The organism is Nostoc sp. (genome assembly GCF_036917555.1).
GTDB lineage: Bacteria > Cyanobacteriota > Cyanobacteriia > Cyanobacteriales > Nostocaceae > Nostoc.
In genome coordinates this window covers 1-20,395 of record NZ_JBALDD010000066.1, presented here as the reverse complement: position 1 = coordinate 20,395, position 20,395 = coordinate 1, and the positions used below count along the sequence as shown (strand labels likewise).

Below are 20,395 nucleotides of genomic sequence, written 5' to 3'. Positions count from 1 at the left end.
AAATTTTTATTAAAAAAAATTTGCAACTATTTTAAGGAGCTTACGTATTTACAGGACAACAAATCTAGGCCATGGAGGACAAAAATTAGGCCATAAAGGACAAGTTTTAACTGGTCGCGGTGATGGTTTAGTATTAACTTTTACTCTCTTATTCCCATATCTAATCTGGTAGGGTGCGTAAGAGAGCGGCATAACACACGCTACAAAACTTATTCCCAATCCCAATCCCTTTTACTCCATAGAAGAAAAAATCATCATTCCATAACAATCTTTTTCCCAGATCGACAAGCACCAGGGGTAATACCAAACTTGCGCTTAAAAGCGTTTCTAAAATGACCTATATGTGAGTAACCAACCATATTTGCCACTTCTTCCACAGTCATTGTGCCCTCTTGTAAAAACTGCTTTGCTTCCTCCAAACGGTAATCACGCAAACAACCAAATGCAGTTGTGCCAAAAATCTCACGAAAGCCAAGTTTTAGCTTCATATGATGCAGCCCGACTTCCTGTGCTAAATCAATCAGTGAAGGTGGCTGGATGTGATTTTGAATTAAAATTTCTTTAGCCTGGTAAACCCTTTCCACATCAACAGGCTTGAGACTAGTAAATGGATACTGTCCCTGTTGAGTTTCGACAAACTGAGTCAATTGCCACGATAGAAGTTCAATGACTTTGCTTTCTAAATACATCCGCTTCATCATCCCCTGATGAGGAGAATGCAAAATTTGCTGCAAAGCAAGATTCATTTGGTGGGTGATGTGACCAACTTGACGATGAAATAGAGGCAAAGTCTCAGACTCTAGCAGTACTTGTAATGTTTCAGGTAGAATTTCTGAACCTGTAGAAAATGACCTGAAGAAATTGAAGTTAAAAAGAATTAAAATTGTCAGTTCTGTACCTACTGCCACTTCGTCAATTTGTTTAATATCTGACAAATAAAATAAATAGTTTTTACCTGGTTGGTGTATATAATCAGCTTTGAAGGATTTATCTTGATTTCCAGAAATCACTATCCTACTACTTCCAGCCAAGTGAAACCGGGCTACAATCCATTGATGACTGTCAAACAAGGTTTCTACACTTAAGTTTTTGATCCATGTGCCATCATACAGCAGCAGACGGACTCCGTGTCTCAGTTCAACTTCTCGATAACTGCCTGTAACATAGCGATCGCTATATCTAACAATGCGATCATAACCTTCAGTATTGTAGGCAACTTCATAACCCTTGCGGTTTTCAAGATGCTGTTGATGGTATTGTGCTGATGTAATTGTCTCCATAGCCTTTGACTGCTCAACCACAAGTGTCTTTAGTATCTTGCAGAATGGCGACTTTGTTTTTAGTCGAAGCAGCGAAGCAAGCGATCGCTTAGTTTGCTCCCATTATGATCTTGACTGTTACACTAAGGCTCTAACATAAGTTGCAGAATCTTGTTGTAACAGTGCCCACCCTAAAAAAATTGCAATAAAGCAACAGTTAGCTACGAACTTTAGTAAGGATTTTTTGGGAATAAAACGAAGCCGATTCTTCGTTTTTGGCGCAATCTTGGGCAAACTTAATCAAATGGTGTCCCACAAGTCCAACGTGAACCAAGTTTTCGATATTACCTGCTTTTAGTGCTGGCTTGGCCATTTTCCAGAAAGTTTGACGATAGTTACTAAATAAGCCTATCCGCAGCAAAATATTGGTTAAATAAGTTAAACCTTTGCGAATATTAGCCCCAGAAGTTCGAGATGGGCTGTTAGGTACTTCGATGCGGTTTGGATAGGTGTGTTCCATGTTGTAGGCAAACCGCTGATATAAAAATTCTGGCTCATAAGCAGTTGTAATGCAGCGCCGCCACATCTCAATAACTTGTTCGTAGGGCATCAAAAACTCAACATTTGATTCGCGGCTTTCATCAAAGATAAGTCGTCCTTCTGCTTCTAATCTCCGCCATAAAGGAGTTCTAGGTAACGCATGAAGAAGGTTAATCGTCAACATGGGAATTTGCGATGCCCGAATAAATTCGATAATTCGGTCTGCTGTTTCTGGTGTATCTGTATCTAACCCGATGATGATTCCTGATACTACTTCCATACCATAGCTATTTAAAACCTGAATCGCTTTTAAGATAGGCATACTCAGATTTTGGTCTTTGGAAATAGCGTGGAGAGCATTTGGTTCCGGTGTTTCGATCCCACAAAAGATTGTGCAAAAATAGGCTTCGCGCATCATCTCCAACAGCTTTGGACTTTGAGCTAGGTTCAGCGTTGCTTCACAGGCAAACTGGATGGGATAGCCATTGCGCTTTTGCCAGTCAATCAGATGAGGAAGTAACTTCATCGCGGCGCGGCGATCGCCAACAAAGTTATCATCGACAAAATACACTGCCCCCAAATTGCCAGATTGTCGCATTGCATCTAACTCTGCGACTACTTGCTCTGGTGTTTTCATCCGAGGACTGTTGCCATAGAGTTCGGGAATATCACAAAACTCGCAGTGATAAGGACAACCACTAGAAAACTGTACATTTGCCAAGAAATAATCATTGATATTCAGCAAATGATAAGCTGGGGTGGGGAACTCTGTTAGGGGTAGGCGTTCCTTGGTTTCAAAGCGAATTTGCGCTTGGGGACGTTGAGAGTTTTGGTCTAGATATTCGATCATGCGATCGCTTCCATCTCCCAATTCACCCAAATTTAAAATGTCAAACTCAGGATAATATTCTGGACACCCAGATACCGAGGGGCCACCCACAACTGTAATTTTGCCGGCTCGATGGGCAAGTTCGTTAATTTGATTAATCTGTGGTTTTTGGATATGCATTCCACTGACAATCACCACATCAGCCCATTGGTAATCAGCCCTAGTTGCTGATTTGACATTTTCATCAATAAACCGGACTTCCCATTGTTTCGGTAAATAGGCAGCCACAATTAAAATACCTTGGGGTGGCATAAAAGCCCGGACATTACCCATGAGTGGGTAAGCGTGATGAAAAGTACCAAAGGAGCGGCTGTACTTGGGAAAGATACACAGAATGCGTCGATGGTGCGAAGGAACGTAGCGGGTTCCTTGAGTGACAGGAGCGGTTTTAGAATCGGCCGCTACATTAATTTGGTTCTCTAAAGACTTTAAATTCACAGTCATCGCAAATTTCACCCTGGAAAACTGAGCAGGTAATTTGACAGTTTCTTGACAGAATTAGCTGTAATTCCAACTAGCTTACCAAAGAAAGGCAGGAGGCAGAAGGGATTAGAAATATATTTTTGCTCAAAGCAAAGTCATCTACACTTTGCAATCGGTTTAGAGTGAGTAAATTTTTTTGTGAAATATCATAGCAACCTTCTGCTTTCTTCATCGTGATATTTGAGAGGTGGTTTAACTGGTAAAATATAAAATCTACCCTATGAATACAAATTTAATTGGTTGGCAAACAACTGTTATGGAAATCAGGCATGGGACATAAAAAGAGAGATTTTCATTTGTTGTATCCAATTGGGTATAGGCATCTGTCATGAATTTGATTTACTTTCTTTTGCGTTCTTCATGGGGGATGGTGGCGATCGCCATCGCTACCGGATTTTTGAGTGGCGGTAGTAGTGCTGGCTTGATTGCCTTAATTAGTCATGCTGCAAGTAGCGGTACTGCTTCCCGCTTGACATCGATAATTTGGGGTTTTGCGGGGCTGGCAATAGTTGCATTAATTACCAGTATCATTTCTCAAGTGATGCTGATTCGTCTTTCTCAGAATGCAGTCTTGCAATTACGGATGCATTTGAGTCGCCAAATTCTTGCTTCCGAGTTGAGTCATCTGGAAGGCTTAGGGAATCCTCGATTATTGGCAACTCTCACAGAAGATATTCAGGCGGTGGCTAATGCTGTTTATCAGATGCCTTTTATCTTTATTAATTTAGCGATCGTCCTGGGTTGTATAACGTATATAACCTGGCTTTCTTGGTTAGTATTGTTGATGGTTTGTGGTATTTCAGTAGTTGCGATCGCTAGTTGTCAGTGGCTACTCAACAGAGGCGGGAAATTGCTGACTCTCGCTCGTGAAGATGAAGATCAGCTGTTTAAACATTTTCGCACCATTACCGAAGGAGTCAAGGAACTCAAACTAAACTACAAGCGGCGTGAAGACTTTTTAGAAGAGAAACTACAGTCAACTGCTAACGAGTTCCGTCATCACAACGTTAACGGTCTAAGCCTTTTTGCCATAACTTCAAGCTGGGGTCAACTCATATTCTTTTTTGCCCTTGGTTTTGTATTATTCGCGCTGCCTAATCTGCTTACCATCAATCCCGAAACTCTCTCTGGCTACATTTTGACCTTCACTTATTTGGTGTTACCAATGGATAACATCATTAGTAAACTTCCTCTATTAAGCAAAGCCAGCATTGCTTTACAAAAAATTGAGTCACTGGGTTTATCTCTAGCTAGTCGAACTGAAATATCGACTGTTCCACCTGCCCTGAAATCTAACTGGCACAGCTTGAAATTGAAAAGTGTTACCCACACTTACTACACAGAACAAGAAGACAATAGCTTTATTTTTGGCTCCATCGACTTGACACTGCATCCTCAAGAATTAGTCTTCATTGTCGGCGGTAATGGTAGTGGTAAATCTACATTAGCTAAACTAATTACTGGGCTTTATATCCCAGAAAACGGCGAAATTCGGTTTGACGACGAGTTAATTAGTGAAGAGAATCGAGAATGGTATCGCCAGCATTTTTCTGTGGTATTCTCCGACTTTTATTTATTTGAAGAATTTTTGGGATTAAAAAGTTCTCACTTGGATGCTCAAGCCACAAAATATTTACAACAACTGCAACTAGACCATAAGGTGAAAGTTGAAAATGGACAAATTTCTACAACTGCTCTTTCTCAAGGACAACGGAAACGGCTAGCTTTACTCACAGCCTACTTGGAAGATCGACCAATTTATCTATTTGATGAGTGGGCAGCCGATCAAGATCCAGTATTCAAAGAAATATTCTACACTCAACTTCTCCCAGAATTGCGATCGCGGGGTAAAACAGTGCTGGTGATTAGCCATGACGATCGCTATTTTCATTTAGCAGACCGAATTATCAAACTTGACTATGGAAAAATAGAGTACGATAAAACTTAATCTGTCAAAACAATTCATAATTGTTAAAGGAATATTTGGAGTTTGACTAAATAAAACTAATGTCTGAACAAAAGCCCATAAATCCTTGGAACTATAAACCTTGGTGGTGTCAACCCTGGTCTATAGTTCTCACAGGTGTAACACTCATTGGTGGTAGCTGGTTACTATTTAAAACTATCTGGCTAACAGTTCTCGTTTCCATCCCTGTCGGAACGTGGATGGCATTTTTTGTGTTGTTTTGGCCACAACTAATGATTCGCAGTGGAATTTTAGAGTCGTATAAAGAGTAGTGTGAGCTTGATGTATATTGGAAATTTATCCAGGTAGAGAAAATTATTCTACCGTGTTCAGAGATTTAGCATCTCAGATCGTGTCCGGCTAATTAGTTATAATTCCCAAATCTATGCAGAAAGCCCAAAAACCCCTCCTATCTGCCCCTCTGCGGTCTTAATGAGAAGTCTTTAACCAGACACGATATTATCTCTGCGTAGACGTGCAGAGATGAGCAAGACTGTGCTGCAAAGTTAAGCGATCGCATTGATATTTTGCATATTCACGATCCTGACAATCATTACAAAGAAGCATCTGTGCTTCCCCGGCAACGAACATCTAATTTACTACCTGGCTGCCATGACTGCGGGGGTCATCTTGATTCGCCGTTGGTGCTACTGGGGCTGAAAACTTGGAAACTTTACCGCTAGCTTGAGCGTAAGGGAGAGAGGAACCAGTAACCAAAGCTTCTAAATTGCTAGCCATAATCGTCCGGGGTTGATCGCCGATCGCTTCAGCTATGGTTTCTCCTTGCTGACTCAAAAATACAAAATGGGGAATCCCATCTACCCGATATCTCAGCATTTCCGGCAGCCACTTGGTGTTATCTACATTCAGCATGACAAAATTCATCTTGTCAGCATACTCTGTTTCTAGTTGAGTGATATCTGGTGCCATTTTTTGGCAGACAGTACACCAATCAGCATAAAACTCTACTAGAGATGGTTTGCCGTTGCTGATTGCTACTTCTAACGGTGTGGAAGTCTCGCTTAACTTGGCTAGAGTTGCCGAGGTTGTTTCAGTTCGCAATCCTAAAACGAGGGAAACGCTAAGAGCGATCGCTACCATTACAATTAAGAAGTTTCTCAGACGCTTCCCGAATGTGGATTCAGGTTTTTCGGGAGAATTAACAGGTGAATCAGTACTCATAACAGCATTGTTAAAACTTATTAGGCAATTTCCTCTTTAGTTTAGCTGACTCTAGCTACTCTTTAATTTCTCTACTTTTGAATTGGGCATTGGGCACTTGTACTGAGCGTTCGCGTAGCGTCTCGAAGAGAAGCCGAAGTATTGGGCATTGGGCATTGGATATTAATTCTTCTCCCCTTGCTCCCCTGCTCACTCATTCCCATGCCCCATGCCCCATTCCATATTTACTTAACTTACAAAATCGCTCCAGTTTCCTTCAAATAAACCCGCGTAAATGGTTCATCTTCACCCAAAGTATAATCTTCAATCAACCCTTTGCGACGAATAGAAATATCGTTGCCTTTTCTAATCACCACAGTCGAACCATCGAAAACATCCCGTACCAAAATCATCTCAGTTTCGGTAGGATTATCCAAAACTACGATATTACTATTCTGGTAAAATATGCCCTGTTCTTCGAGGATTTCTTCAGGATACTCGGCAATTAGCAAATCAAGTTTGGGATGACGCAGCAAAGTTTGAACATTAGTGTTGTAATCTTTGCTTAATACTTTTTTCGAGCGATTCACAAAAACGGCATCACGACAAACAGCACCTATTGTAAAGTTGGGATTTTGCAAAAGGATATGGTCAATCGTCGCTTGTAGTTCTTCAACTGAGATTTTGTTAAAGGTAATAATTGGTATCCTGGCATCTGTACCCGACTCAAAAAAGGTTTCTAAAATATGAGAAGGTACATCAACACTTTCACCAACAGAAGGTTTAAGATGCATTAAAACGCCTGGTGCAGCATTAATTTCCAGGATGGCAAAGTTACTGGACTTCCAAGATTCTGCGAGACTTTTGGTGATCACATCAATCCCCAGACAAGTTAGCTGGAAATGTTGGGCAATATCTTGCGCCAAGATAATATTGTCATCATGAACTGTCGGGGTTGCATCGATGCTCATACCTCCAGCTGAAAGGTTGGCAACTTTTCGCAGGTAAACAGTGCGTCCTTTCTCAATCACGCTGTCTAATGATAAGCGCTGTTCGTCTAGGTAGAGTTCCATCGCTTCATCGATCTGAATTTTACTCATCGGCGAGGTTGGCGTGTCTAAACGTGCAGGTTTGCGGTTCTCTTGGCGAATTAACTCTGCAAGCGTTAAATAGCCATCACCCACAACTGATGCTGGACGGCGTTCTGTGGCAGCGACAAATCGACCATTGACACACAACAAACGAAAATCCGATCCTGTGATGCTTTTCTCAACAATTATTCGGGTTTGCTGATTTTCGGGAATCGCTGCCAGTGAACGATTATAAGCAGATATCAGTTCTTTTGAGTCTTGTACATCAGCCGTAACACCAATTCCTTTGTGACCTACCACTGGCTTAACTGCCACTGGGTAGCCAATTTCTCTTGCTGCTGCCAAGGCTTCTTTCTCTGAAAAGACAATACTACCTTCAGGCACTGGGAAACCCAAGGTTTTCAAAAATGCCTTACAGTCATCTTTGCGGGTAGTAAACTCCGAATCTAGATGGCTATCACAGTTAAATGTTGTTGCTACCCCCCGGACGTGTTTTCTTCCCAAGCCGTATTGCATCAATCCTTCTTCCCACAAATAAAAGGCGGGAATACCTTTTTGGTATGCTGTTCGCAATAGGGCGTAAACCGTGGGGCCACCGTAGACAGATGCGCGAAATCTATCTTGCAGCCTTACCAGCTGCTCATCAAAGGTAAAGTCTTCGTCTTGGGTAATGGCTTCAAACCAATCCCAAACAAAGTAAATTACCTCTCTAGTTGTGCGTTCATGTAGTGATTGGAGGCTAATCCGCGTGAGATTTGGATATGCCTTAACGCTCCAGTGGTTAAGGTGTAAATCCATGTCCAATTTTCCGGCTTCGGACACAACTTGGGCAAAGAGATGGGCATAAGATTCGTAGGTTTGATCGCGAATATTTGGATAGCGATCGCCAATGCTGGCAATATAATCTTCAATGGGCAAAGGCTCTCTAGAGTCAATTAGAGCAAAATCAAATACTAGCGCCCCGACATTTAAATAAGGGTTGGGGCCAAGGTAATGCTTGAAGTTGAAAATATCGAATACATCCGTTCTTCTAGCATTAATGCGGACTAATTCACTGCTTTTTTGTAAAACCATTGATTACGAACCTTCGGCTAAACACCCTGAAATTTTAATGCTGAGTTGTAGTTACTCAGACTTATTGATTGTAGATTGACTCAGGTTAATTTTGGAGAGTGATGGCTTTGCCACTGAGCTAATCAGAACCCACGCTAACTCTATTACTAAGCATTTTTAACTATCTTAAGGCATAATTAAATCTCCAATCTTCTGCTAGGAATCAAAAACAGTCAATTCATCCTCATGAATAATCAAAGATATAACCTTTGAAAGGTGCAACACTCATCCAAAAATTGTATAAATAGATATAAGGCATTAAAAAGACAGCAGAAAAAAACAGCAGAGTTATGAATAGCACACAAGCTGCTCTAAGAGATGAAATTCGAGAACTTGCTGACGAAGCTTTTCACCAAAAGCTGATCTCTGGACATGGAGATGGGGCAGACATGAATGAGTATCAAATTGTCTACCAAGGCAAACCCCGGCATCTCCCACTAGAACAAGCACGTTTTTTCTTAACTAACTTGCTTCACAAGAGTCAGGTTGATTAGGACTTGTGATTCAGATATCTAAATTGCATCTGGCTAGAGTCAATACCAATTACTCACATCGCAGATAAATCTCCAATTGACAATTAGCAATATAGCCAATAATGCCTTTAGAAAATACTTCTAGAGGCAGTTGACGTTGTAGATTTTATTTAGTAATTGAAAATGTTAGATAATTTTTCGCAAAAGTCTTGTGGTCTAATTGCGATGTCTAACGACAAGCCGCTTTTCTACGTTTGCGCAGCGTGTCGCAGACAGACGCACTCGCGTTTGCGTTTACGCAAATGTTCACCCAACTTTTATCAAGTAATCTATCAAAGGGATGATTTGATACATTGAATTGTCATGTTTTAGTGAGATTTATTAACTTAAATCCAGGGGGCATCATGGTGGAAAGTAATATTAAAAGGCAGTTGGTAATTATTGGGGGAGCCGAAGATAAAGAGGGAGATTCTGTAATTTTGCGGGACTTTGTACGACGTGCTGGGGGTACAAAGGCGTATATTGTAATTCTGACAGCAGCAACAGAACTACCAAGAGAAGTGGGAGAAAATTATATCAGAGTGTTTCAGCGCCTGGGAGCTGAAACTGTTCGCATTATTGACACAGAAACCCGTGAAGATGCATCTTCATCTACCGCACTGGAAGCTATTGGTAAAGCAACTGGGGTATTTTTTACAGGCGGAGATCAAGCTCGTATTACCAGCATCCTCAAGGACACCGAAATCGATGCGGCGATTCACAAACGCTTCTCTGAAGGTGTAGTTGTCGCAGGCACAAGTGCCGGAGCTGCTGTGATGCCAGACGTAATGATTGTGGAAGGCGACTCAGAAACACATCCTCGGATTGAAACTGTCGAAATGGGCCCAGGTCTGGGATTTTTACCAGGGGTAGTAATTGACCAGCATTTTTCCCAACGGGGACGCTTGGGACGTTTAATATCAGCTTTGATACTACAGCCTGCTGTCTTGGGATTTGGTATTGACGAAAATACCGCTATGGTAGTGATAGATAACCAAATTGAAGTAATTGGTGCAGGTGCGGTTACGATTGTTGATGAATCAGAAGCTACATATAACAATATGGGCGAAATTTTGAAGGATGAGTCTTTGGCAATTTGTGGAGCAAAGCTTCATATTTTGCCACATGGCTTCAAATTTGACCTGAAAACTCGTCAGCCGATCCTAAATAATGGCTCTGTGCCAAATGGCTCTCAACCACTTGCTTCAGTTAACACTTAACTTTTAGTAAGTGTATTTAAACTGAAAGTTTTATCTAATCGCTGTAATACCCCTGCCTCAAATTTTGGTAGGCAGGGGACATCAAGCGATTCAAAAATTGAGTATAAGCGAAATAAAGTTTGCGCAGTAGCTAATACCAATTTGAAAAAAGAATGCGATAAATAGACCATTTGTAGAGACGCGATGAATCGCGTCTTTACCCAAGAATATGTTGCAACCATTAATTGAATTGGTATAAATTTTTAACAATCTGGTATAGCAAAGAGTGATATTTTAAATAACCATCTTTACCAAAGTAAGGCAAAAAGAATATCAAGGCGATTTCGTTAAACTATAAAAACTGTCAGAACGAATCTGACTGCCATTTCGCCAAACTTCAACTCTTTGTGGAGTGACTAAATAATAAAAACTACCATTATCTGCTCGATATCTGTCTTTACCAATATTCAAAGCTGCTATCTTTATAGGCTTGCTTGGGGCTTGCTTCAATTGCCCAATATAAAATAATTGACCATTTTCTTCACAGACTTTTACACGAGAGCTTGCAGTCTCACCTTCAATAAGACTAATTCCATTACATTTAGTATCAGTGCTTATAGGTGCAAAATCTATAGGAATTGGCTGCTGTGAGGGTGAAGCTTGATTTGCTGCTGGGGGTGGCGAGACTGGGCGGTTCGGGTTATCCACTTGCTGAACTTTAGAACCAGTTGCAGTTAAGGATGTCAACAAACGAAGGGGGTCAACTGCTACTCGACCATTTGGATGAACTTCAAAGTGCAGATGAGGTGCTGTACTATTGCCTGTAGATCCCATCTCGGCAATAATTTGACCTTGAACGACCTGTTGATCCTTGCTCACCAACAAACGGCGATTGTGGCCATAAACAGTAATGCTGCCATCGAGATGTTTAATAGTTATGGCATTTCCTAATCCCCAATTATCCCAACCTGCTTTGATAACTGTACCGGATGCCGCAGCAACAACAGGAGTTCCAGATGCCCCTGCAATATCAATTCCTTCATGTTGATATTTGCGGAAACCTTGAGAAATAAACCCTTTAGTTGGCCAGATTAAGTTAGAAGTAGGGATAGGAGTTTGCCCAATTGGGGAATCGCCTGCCAATTGTGTTAAGGCAGATGTAGCTGTACTTAATACAGCGGTTAAGGATATTAACCCAACTAGTGCATAAGTACGGTATCGATAAATTATAGCTTTTTTCATAAGTTGCAAGTCTATTAGAACAATAATTCAGACACTTTCTGATTATTTGTTGTTTCAAGCTTACTCGGAAAATATCAGGAAATCTTTAGTGAGTTTGTAGCTTTCTAGGTTTTTAGATTTTGAATTCACCAACTAAGTCTTATATCAAGTCCGGTTAATTTCTTATGATTACCGCATCTGTGCAAAAATCCCAAAAGCCTCTTTCCCCCTGCTCCCAGCAATAACTGCGGTCTGAATGATAAGTCTTTAGCCGGACACGATATTAGTTTTCCCCATGATTGAATGAAGTTTTAGTAAATTCTATGGTTGCAATGCAGATTCAATTTTTTCATTTCATTCTCTAGATATGCCAGTTTCGTCTTTTCATCAAAAATTTGCTGTTCTAATTGAAACTTCTCAGCTGCTGAAGCGTGACACAACTTAGATAATTTTTGATAGTACAGATCCCATTCTGCCTGAAGTGTTTCTAGTTTATGCTGCGATCGCCTTTGTGTCCAGTTGATTGTGTAGAATATAAAGTCATCAATACCTCAGCCAACTCACCTGGTTTAAATATTCTACCGTTTACTTGCGGTTTACGACCTGGATCGGGGTTATCGTTGGTAGGTAATTGCGTGTAAATGTAATTGTACTCTACCCCTGCTAATTTTGTTTTTGATGTCCGTTCAAAGTTGTAAATAAAAGCACCAGTAAGTTGAGTGATCGCTAAATTAGCTCCATTGAGCCGAGTATTAATCAGCTTTGCTCGTGAAAGATTAGCTCTTTGCAAGTCTGCTTCACTCAAGTCACTAGTTTGCAGGGTAGCTTCCCTTGCTTTTGTCGCCAATGGTAGCCAAAAATCCCGGATAAGTTCATGTATAAAAGCTTCAGGTAGGCAATTGACATCGTAGAAAATTAGCAGGACGTTCTGAGTTTGCCACAATTGATAAACTCGGTCGGCAATTTCGGGAATTGTGCTTTGTCTGCCGAGATCGACTCTACCACCCAATTCACGCCACAATTTTTGACTTTTGACTTTTGAATGCATGACTTCCGCCTTGCGGTACTAGTCTTCAGTGCTTAAAGCCACCAAAATACCTTGATATTTGCAATTCAAGATATCTCGATTTATAAGTATCTTTATATTTAGGTATTTAATATATCTAGATAGTTGGAATTAATATCTGTATGCTCTGCTATATCGAATCAGGGGTTTAACCCATGCGAACCTGCTTATGCATCTCTCTTTGGTAGACCTACGATGTCATAAAATCCTTACATAATAAGATACAAGCCCTCTAAGTAGGGTTTGAAGTTGAGTCTGCTTATTATCGTGTCAGGTTATTAATATAGGTCTTAAGTCAAATCAAGGATTTTCAAAATAATTTTCCGTATATTCAATCCTGGGAAATAGTTTTAAACTTTACTAAAGTAGTTCATTTGTTCGTATTGAGAGGGCTGGGTGAGTTAAGAAAAGCCTAACCCACCCGATAAAACTAAACACTAGAGAAATTAGCCATTAAAAACGCGACTGCGCCACTTATTCAACCGAGCTTCCCCAATTGTCGCAGACCGTCGAGCATCAGCAATTTGCTCTTGCAAAGCTGCAATCTGTTTTTCTTGGGCGTCAGCTTGCTGTTGCAAAGATGTATATTTGCCTGTGCTGGTGGGCAAACCAGAAGACTGCAAACTACTACTAAATTTTGTTGTCCCGATAGTGGCAAAGGGTCGTAAGTCTGCTAGTTGTTGTTGCAAAGTTGCAATCTGGCTTTCTTGGTCTTGAATCTTTTGCCGCAAGCTTTGCTCGGCTGCTGTAGAAGCTGCAAGAAAGGTATTAACTGGAGCAGCAGTTTCTGGCTTCGGCTTGAATACTTCAGCCAGCAATGCACTAATATCCGTGAGTTTCTGTCTACCATAAGGAGCGTTGGTAATTAGCGATCGCACCAGCTGAGGTTCATTATTTGTTGCTAAGTTCTTATCACTGCTAGAGTTGCTCCGCACCAGTTGTAACATATTGGTAAATTCCAATATCTTTTTGCCCTTTTGAGTTTTATAACCCCGGTAATATGGCACTATGTTCTCGCCAAAGGCATCTAAATACTCGTCACTATCAAGATAAGAATCAATATCCGCCTCAAAACCCTTCTCATCTAGTATGTTACTGTGATATTTCGTCTCGGAGTAGTCATCGGGAGCGCGACCTAGCAGGTGCTTGAAGTTCAGTTCAATTGCACGGTAGCGGTAAACGTTATCAAAAAATCTGGAGCGATATAACTCTGATTTGGCAACTTGACGCACAAACTCACGCACATCGATTATCCCTTGCTTGAGTTGGGATTCTGGAACTACGAGCCGCTCACTTTCCATGATGTAGGCATTACCCAACACTTGCCGATAAACTGCCCGAATTACAATTTCAATGTCATCAACTGAAGCAGTAGTCCACAGTTCGATGGGTTCTGTTTGAGGAAATGCTTGATATTGGCGTCGTCTGGTTTCTTCGTCTAAGAAGGTTTGCATACTTAGGTTAGTGTGGGTAGGAGTGAGTAATTTGTCAAGTAAAAATCAAATTTCTCTAGTAGGGTGGCAATACTAAATAGCGAAGCCATAACATACCCTACTTAAGATTTACTAATTACTGATTATTGATATTAACTTATCAACTTTTGGTGAATTTTTTAGTTACATTTTCTAACAAACTTAGACGGCTAACTATTAATAACTAACAGCTAATCACGATCAGAAATTAGCAATTAGACATTAACAATTAGCCGTCAACCCCCTTGGGGAGTATTTAAAATTCAAAACTTAATTTTGAATTGAAGTGTAGACGCCTGTCAGAAGAATTTCCACAGGATAGTAACTCTCAAGCACGCTCATCAAATCTAGTGTAGAAACCACCGTATTTTATCCAGTATTGTTTCAAAGTATGATGAGGTGTATGTAAACTAGCTTTTGCTTGATATAAAATAACTTGGCGATGATCGCCCATCCAAATTTTATTAACCGGGTCAACGCATATTACTGTCCCTCCTAAAGAAGCAACGCATTCAGAGAATCTCTCAATCGTTGTGTATTCTAATGTCTCGAATATAAAAAAGTTACCCGAACAAATCAAATGGCGGCTGCGAATCCAGCAGCGCATCTTTTTTTCAGCCAGTGGAGGCAACATTTTGGTTTTAACAGATTCAAGCTGAATCAACATTTTTGGCGCTCACCGCACGTAATTCATCAGCAAAACTTTCCCGTTTTTCAAATTGTAATGGACCAGCAGTAGATCCCCAGATTTGCTCGTGGGTTGCAATGTCCATACCTTTATCTAGACTTATCCAAGTACGCTCGGTTATTTCTACTTCGCTGACAAGATATGTCTGGCATCCATTGCGTTTAATCAAACATTGATTACCCGGTTCTACATTACCTCGAAACATTTCACCTTCTCGTTGGAAAACCATTGAACAGTGATAACGCCGTTCGATGCTTTCTGGGGTGATGGTTTTGAGGATATCTAATTCACGAGCTGCACCTGCATAAAGCATCTGGTCTTTCAAGCTGTAATTTTCGATATAAATGCGATCGCCCCAATCCACTAGTCTATGTACTCCCTGACGATAGGGTGTCCATAAATCGTGGTCATAAACTTGTTCAGAATAGAAACCGATGCCAGAAAAAAATTCAATCGGTAAAGGACGGAAAAAAATGTGAATGTGGGCGTAAAGTTGCGGATTTGCAAAAGATTGCTTGTAGTTGCTAAAATCTCCTGCCATCCAACAGGCTAAGGTGAGCAAATCGCTAGCGTTGGTGCTAGATTCGCTGGGCGCTATCGTCACGTCGCTTCACTCCAAATTCAAAATTCACGCATTCAGACATTACAATCCCCATAAATAAATTTAGGAGCTTGTATCCTTTTATGTTTTAACCTGATATTTACTAATTGGTTGAACTTGACAAAGAGCGAATCTCTGAAGAAAAAGAAGCTGTTGTCACACCTTTACCATCACTGGTTTTAATCATCGCTACCCGAAATCGGAGATTTGGGTTAGCAAACCAAATTCGCTCCTCAGCAGCAGCGAGTTCATACTCTGTTAGCAGGGTAAAAATACCATTGTCACTCAGATGATATTTAGCCACTGCTGGAATTGTTTCGGCATACCCTTTGTCCCGCAGGAGTTTTCCTCTAGAAGGATTTTCGACATCGGGAATTGGTACTAGCACAGTACTGCCAGAGATTGGTTTATCGTCCCAGTCTGACTCACCTTCCCAAGTCATCCGAAAGGGGTGAGTAATACTGGCGGGTTCAGTGTTATACAATTGACAGATTGCCACCACTGCCGGATCGTTGGTGGATAGAGACTCAATGTCAATGTTAGACAATACTTCTTCAAAGTGGGCGAATGCTAAATGATGAGCGCTTCGCTGCGATCGCCATCGTCCAATTGAAAGTTCAAAAAATTCAGTAATTTCCATTAGAAAAGTGATTTTAAAAAAGTAGCTTAAAATCCAAGAGATATCTTGGCAAAAAAGAAAGTTATTCTCCTAGTCTATATGCTAGCCTCCTTGACCACAACCGCGTTTAGGAGTGCTGAGTGCTGAGTTAGTAGTTTGGAGTTAAGAGTTAGAAGTTAGGAGTTTTCTTTTATCCCCTTGTCCCCAGTCCTCAGCCTCCTACTTAGACAAATCTAAGCAACTTCAGTGATACTGATAATTTTGCCGCCTGTGCGATGAATGTTTTGCACTTGTCCAGACAGTTGGTTGTAGTTAACTATATATTCCAGGTTGCCCAGACGAGTACGGATATTGCCTGCACCTTTAACAACTTTAATCAAGAAGCGTTTATCAGTGCTGCTGACACTAGAACCAGCTGTGGGAGCCTTGATGGATGTGGGTAAATTAGAACCGATATCGCCAATCAGTTTGGCTTTGCGATCGCTATCACTGCTAGCGAATCCTCTCACTAAGCTAAAGGTGCGGTTAAAGGTAACATTTTTGATTCCTATTTGGGAGCTTGCGCTGCGAACATAGGGAACAATATTCTCGCCAAAATTCTGCTGATATTCGTTGCTATCGATATAGGAGTCGATCTCAGCATCATAGCCCTGTTCGTTGTAGATGCGGACGTGTTCGGAAATTTCTGCTTGATCGGCAGGAGGACGTCCTAGCAGGTGTTTGAAGTTCAGTTCAATGAACCGATACTGGGAAGAAGAGTTGAAAAACAGGGATTGATAAATTTCTGATTTCGCAACGGCGTTGACAAATTCGCGGACACTGATTTTGCGATCGCGCAATTGCGATTCAGCAGTGGCTAGTCGCTCGCTTTCCAACAAGTAAGCATTACCCAAAACCTGTTTATAAACTGCTCGAATCAGTGTTTTTAATTCACTTTCGCTGGTGTTCGGACGCAGCTCAACAGTAGGTGAATCAATAACCCAAAGTGACATTGAGGTATCTCCTAAAAAACGCTAATTAAATTAAATTTCCGAGCATCTTACCCCTTTATAGAGGTAGAATTTCCCATCAATTGTCAGTTATTTTTGCTACTGACTAGCTTTTGTAAAACTTTAGTTTGTGAAAGTGTATTAAATGTGTTCTTATATCACAACTGACGGCGGAATTGGTCAAACTCCAGATTAGCGATCGCTTTGGCTAACTTTTGATTGATCGGGATTTACGCAAACTACAGCCGAAAAGAATGATTTTCAGGTAAGGGCGATTTATGTAAACCCATACTCCTACTAAAGAAGCAAGCTATGCAAAGAGTCTCCAAGAGTTGCGGCTTACCATAGGGTATTGCCTCTAAGCGCGTGTAGTTTTGCCTAAATCCTAGAACGATCAACACTGGGGATTAAAGACTAGAGACTGAATACAGCGGAATTATTTCTCAATCCCTAATCTCTAAATCCCCAATTTCTATTCTTTAGTTGACAGGGGTAATACTGGCGATCATACCGCCCTGCTGGTGAATCCGCTGATACTCTTGTGAAAGTTTATTGTATGGCACGAAAAAGACTTGGTTACTGCGGCGAAATTTGGAAATGTTATTTACCACATTTGCCTTGTAGCCAGTGACTTCAATCCGGTAGACCTTACCATCATCACCAGATCCCACACCTTGACGAGTGCGAGGAGTAGATGTTGGGTTGCGGAATGCAGCACCCTTGCTGGCTGGTGAAACCACAGGGGTAGGCGTGCTTTGAATTAGCAGACTGTTTAATTTCGGTTGTTTGCCAGCTAAGTCACCTTTCAGGCTGCTGCTAGAGGAACCACGTACCAGTTGAAACAAGTGGGTAAATTGAACCAAACTCTGGATAGCTTCGGTTTTGTAGCCCCGAATATAAGGCACAATGTTTTCCCCAAAAGTTTCTTGGTATTCGTCGCTGTCTAGATAAGAATCAATCTCACCCTCAAAGCCCTTTGTATCCAGAATAGTGCTGTGTGTACGCGTTTCTTCTAAATCCAATGGCGCACGACCAAGGAAATGTCTGAAATTTAATTCAATCGCCCGATAGCGAGGGGCGCTATCAAAAAACCGCGAACGGTAAAGTTCCGACTTCCCGACTTGACGCACAAACCCGCGAACGCTAATTTCACCCCGTTTGAGTTGGGATTCAGCAACGGAAAGCCGCTCACTGTCCATTACATAAGCGTTGCCTAGAACTTGCTTGTAGACACTTCTAATTACGGTTTCAACATCCTCGTTAGAGCGATTTGGCCACAGATCAATGGGATCGGTGTCTTCAAACAGAGCGACCCCTAATCGTGATGCTGGTCCAAAAGCCATTCAAACTATCTCCCAGTTAACAACTAAATTTTATGAGAAGGATATTCAGCAAATGTTAAAAAACTTTATATCATGGTGACACAGGAGAGGACATAGAGACTTTAAATCCTTATAAGTCCTGATGATTTTAAGTTTTTGCATCATTTGTCCTTACATATTCTGATACGATGCCGAAACCATATTTATTAAAATTTGTTAAGTTAAATAATGGTTTAAAAAATCTCAGCTTTTTTTTAGTATTTCATTTGCGATTGGGATACGAGTGATGGTGTTGTATCATTCCCTTGAGCCAGAATATTAATCGTGCTGAGTCACCCAAGTTTATTTCAATCAGTGGGCATGAATAAATTCAACTATATTACGCAATGTAAAATTAATTAAGATTATCTTTTAGTAAATAGACCACGCGGTAGGGGCACAGCAATGCTGTGCCCTAACGACAGATGTGGTTCAAATACATGAAAATTGCTGTAAGTTATTGAATTTGGAAAGTAGCCAGTTGGCTGATTAAATGGTCAAAATAGGGAGCAAGAGTTTGCTGCTGATCGGCTTGGCAGCGTTTCAAACTAGCAGCCTTGATGCTTTTTAAGCCTAAAACCATTGCATCCAATGGAACTTGTAATTCCTGATAGAGCAAATTCATATAGTGCAGTCCTGTGGGATTTGTATATTCAGTGTGGCCACCTGCTATGCCATAAGTAATACAGCGAAGAAAATGCCAAAAATCTCGCCAGCAAGCTTGGGCGCGTTCAGGTGGATAAAGACCGCCTCCAGGCTGGATAATTTCGGGATAAGTTGCCAAAACTTGTTCTCTAGATTCATCAACGATTTCGGCTGCGCGATCGCGTAACAATTGAGCAACAGGAATCAACTCAGAATTATTGGCTAACAAGGTTTTAATCTGTAATAAATCTTCATTGCTCAGGTAGCGAAAAGCATCATCCGCAGCTTGAAATATTTCAATCGCTGCTTTTGGATGGGACTGTTCCCACTCAGCAAAGCTGACAATTCTAGCTTTGGCGATTAATTCTTTAACGATTTCGCTTAATTGAGTCATTGATTTAGGAAATAGGGTATTGGGCATGGGGCATGGGGACAAGGGGGACAAATCAATTCAAAATTCAAACATTTTAGAACTTCTGCCTTCTCCCAAGGGGAGACGCCAAGGGCGATCTGCCTCCTGCCTCTTCTTTTCCAATGCCCAATGCCCTATGCCCTAAAATAAAGAATAGCTGTACCAAATGCACTTATGGAAATCCATAAAATCCAAGCTGAACTAAAGAACCCAGATTTTCACTATCGTTTGAAGGCGATCGCAGCCCTCAATGATTATGAATCAGAAGTTGCAGTTCCTCTCTTAACAAGTAAACTTCATGACTCAGAATTTTTGGTGCGTTCTTTTGTGGCCAGGGGTTTGGGTAATCAACAATCAGCGGAATCTTTTGCGGCCTTGATGCAAATTATGAAATTTGATGATACCCCCAACGTGCGGGCTGAGGCGGCAAATTCTTTATCACTATTTGGCAGAGTCGCAGTTTCTCATCTAGTTTTGGCATATTATCAAGATGATCACTGGCTAGTTAGGCGGAGCATTTTGGCTGCGATCGCTGAAATGGATTGCCCTGAAGAACTATTTGATATATGCGTTCAGGGTTTAAAAGATGAAGATTTCACAGTTCAGGAATCTTCTATTGATGCACTTGGCTTACTGGCTAATTCTAGTCAACATGCTGCGGCATTATCCCAAATACTAACGTTGGTAAATGATGAATCTTGGCGGATGCGCGTGCGAGTTAGCTATGCTCTCAAACGATTTGATCAGCCGGAAGCCAAAGCAGCCCTGAACCAACTCAGACAGGATGAGGATTACCGAGTTGTCGGAGCTGCTTTAGAAGACCTGTTGCCACAATAGCGGTGTAAGTTTGTCGGCAATGTAATATTGTGAGAAAACTTGTTAGATAGATAGTAGATATTTTATCTTACCTTAAATTTGACCAAAATATCCGGTTAATCTGCCAAAACCTGGAATAAAAGATCAACTTTTTCTAGATGAGGAGGCATTTGTGACTGATATCCAAGCTGGTCAAATGATATCATGTTCGCATAATCGCTTATGATAAAAGTCAAGAGTGCATCTATGAACTATGCCGAAACGGATCAATATAGCGACACATTTAAATATT

Annotated in this window: 18 protein-coding genes; 5 read left to right on the top strand and 13 right to left on the bottom strand. The window is 41.0% G+C overall.

Annotated features, from left to right (window positions below):
* Nucleotides 1–254: 254 nt before the first annotated feature.
* Nucleotides 255–1,280, bottom strand: a complete 1,026-nt coding sequence (locus tag V7K60_RS26465; RefSeq protein ID WP_334929891.1) for a helix-turn-helix transcriptional regulator — start codon at nt 1,278–1,280, stop codon at nt 255–257.
* A 196-nt stretch (nt 1,281–1,476) separates the two neighbouring features.
* The gene (locus tag V7K60_RS26460) at nt 1,477–3,132 is read right to left on the bottom strand and encodes a B12-binding domain-containing radical SAM protein (RefSeq protein WP_334929889.1); all 1,656 of its coding nucleotides are present in this window, start codon (nt 3,130–3,132) and stop codon (nt 1,477–1,479) included.
* 367 nt (nt 3,133–3,499) lie between these two features.
* Between V7K60_RS26460 and V7K60_RS26455 the strand changes: the two genes are divergently transcribed.
* Entirely contained in the window at nt 3,500–5,119 is a 1,620-nt protein-coding gene (locus V7K60_RS26455; RefSeq protein WP_334929887.1) for a cyclic peptide export ABC transporter, read from the top strand.
* Between the two features lie 59 nt (nt 5,120–5,178).
* On the top strand, nt 5,179–5,409 hold the full coding sequence (locus V7K60_RS26450; RefSeq protein ID WP_334929885.1) for a DUF6737 family protein: 231 nt from the start codon (nt 5,179–5,181) through the stop codon (nt 5,407–5,409).
* A gap of 319 nt (nt 5,410–5,728) precedes the next feature.
* On the opposite strand, the gene V7K60_RS26445 is transcribed toward V7K60_RS26450, so the two are convergent.
* The gene (locus V7K60_RS26445) at nt 5,729–6,319 is read right to left on the bottom strand and encodes a thioredoxin family protein (RefSeq protein ID WP_334929883.1); all 591 of its coding nucleotides are present in this window, start codon (nt 6,317–6,319) and stop codon (nt 5,729–5,731) included.
* A gap of 233 nt (nt 6,320–6,552) precedes the next feature.
* On the bottom strand, nt 6,553–8,463 hold the full coding sequence (locus V7K60_RS26440; RefSeq protein ID WP_334929881.1) for an ATP-binding protein: 1,911 nt from the start codon (nt 8,461–8,463) through the stop codon (nt 6,553–6,555).
* Between the two features lie 329 nt (nt 8,464–8,792).
* Here V7K60_RS26440 and V7K60_RS26435 point away from each other — a divergent pair, with 329 nt between their 5' ends.
* Both V7K60_RS26435 and V7K60_RS26430 read left to right on the top strand, forming a co-directional pair.
* Nucleotides 8,793–8,996 carry a hypothetical protein gene (locus tag V7K60_RS26435; protein WP_334929879.1) on the top strand — a complete coding sequence of 68 codons (204 nt, stop codon included), beginning with the start codon at nt 8,793–8,795 and terminating at the stop codon, nt 8,994–8,996.
* Between the two features lie 383 nt (nt 8,997–9,379).
* Nucleotides 9,380–10,234, top strand: a complete 855-nt coding sequence (locus V7K60_RS26430; protein ID WP_334929877.1) for a cyanophycinase — start codon at nt 9,380–9,382, stop codon at nt 10,232–10,234.
* A 312-nt stretch (nt 10,235–10,546) separates the two neighbouring features.
* Here the strand turns inward: V7K60_RS26430 and V7K60_RS26425 are convergent, their stop codons facing one another.
* From V7K60_RS26425 to V7K60_RS26385, 9 genes are all read right to left on the bottom strand, one after another.
* Entirely contained in the window at nt 10,547–11,455 is a 909-nt protein-coding gene (locus tag V7K60_RS26425; protein ID WP_334929875.1) for a M23 family metallopeptidase, read from the bottom strand.
* A 466-nt stretch (nt 11,456–11,921) separates the two neighbouring features.
* Nucleotides 11,922–12,482 carry a pentapeptide repeat-containing protein gene (locus V7K60_RS26420; RefSeq protein WP_334929873.1) on the bottom strand — a complete coding sequence of 187 codons (561 nt, stop codon included), beginning with the start codon at nt 12,480–12,482 and terminating at the stop codon, nt 11,922–11,924.
* 464 nt (nt 12,483–12,946) lie between these two features.
* A complete protein-coding gene (locus tag V7K60_RS26415; protein ID WP_334929871.1) occupies nt 12,947–13,954 on the bottom strand; it encodes a phycobilisome rod-core linker polypeptide in 1,008 nt (335 codons plus the stop codon).
* A 346-nt stretch (nt 13,955–14,300) separates the two neighbouring features.
* Complete coding sequence (locus V7K60_RS26410; protein WP_334823871.1) at nt 14,301–14,639, bottom strand: CpeR family transcriptional regulator; 339 nt, start codon at nt 14,637–14,639, stop codon at nt 14,301–14,303.
* Nucleotides 14,623–15,264: a chromophore lyase CpcT/CpeT gene (locus V7K60_RS26405; RefSeq protein WP_334929869.1), complete on the bottom strand. Its 642-nt coding sequence runs from the start codon at nt 15,262–15,264 to the stop codon at nt 14,623–14,625. Before V7K60_RS26405 ends, V7K60_RS26410 begins: the two co-directional genes overlap by 17 nt.
* A gap of 100 nt (nt 15,265–15,364) precedes the next feature.
* Nucleotides 15,365–15,901, bottom strand: coding sequence for a phycobiliprotein lyase (locus V7K60_RS26400; RefSeq protein WP_334929867.1), 537 nt, complete (start codon nt 15,899–15,901; stop codon nt 15,365–15,367).
* A gap of 212 nt (nt 15,902–16,113) precedes the next feature.
* On the bottom strand, nt 16,114–16,872 hold the full coding sequence (locus V7K60_RS26395) for a phycobilisome rod-core linker polypeptide (protein ID WP_334929865.1): 759 nt from the start codon (nt 16,870–16,872) through the stop codon (nt 16,114–16,116).
* Between the two features lie 476 nt (nt 16,873–17,348).
* Nucleotides 17,349–18,212: a phycobilisome linker polypeptide gene (locus V7K60_RS26390; protein ID WP_334929863.1), complete on the bottom strand. Its 864-nt coding sequence runs from the start codon at nt 18,210–18,212 to the stop codon at nt 17,349–17,351.
* Nucleotides 18,213–18,687: 475 nt separating this feature from the next.
* Nucleotides 18,688–19,269 carry a phycobilisome protein gene (locus V7K60_RS26385; RefSeq protein ID WP_334929861.1) on the bottom strand — a complete coding sequence of 194 codons (582 nt, stop codon included), beginning with the start codon at nt 19,267–19,269 and terminating at the stop codon, nt 18,688–18,690.
* 192 nt (nt 19,270–19,461) lie between these two features.
* Between V7K60_RS26385 and V7K60_RS26380 the strand changes: the two genes are divergently transcribed.
* Nucleotides 19,462–20,124, top strand: coding sequence for a HEAT repeat domain-containing protein (locus V7K60_RS26380; RefSeq protein ID WP_334929859.1), 663 nt, complete (start codon nt 19,462–19,464; stop codon nt 20,122–20,124).
* The last annotated feature ends 271 nt before the right edge of the window (nt 20,125–20,395 follow it).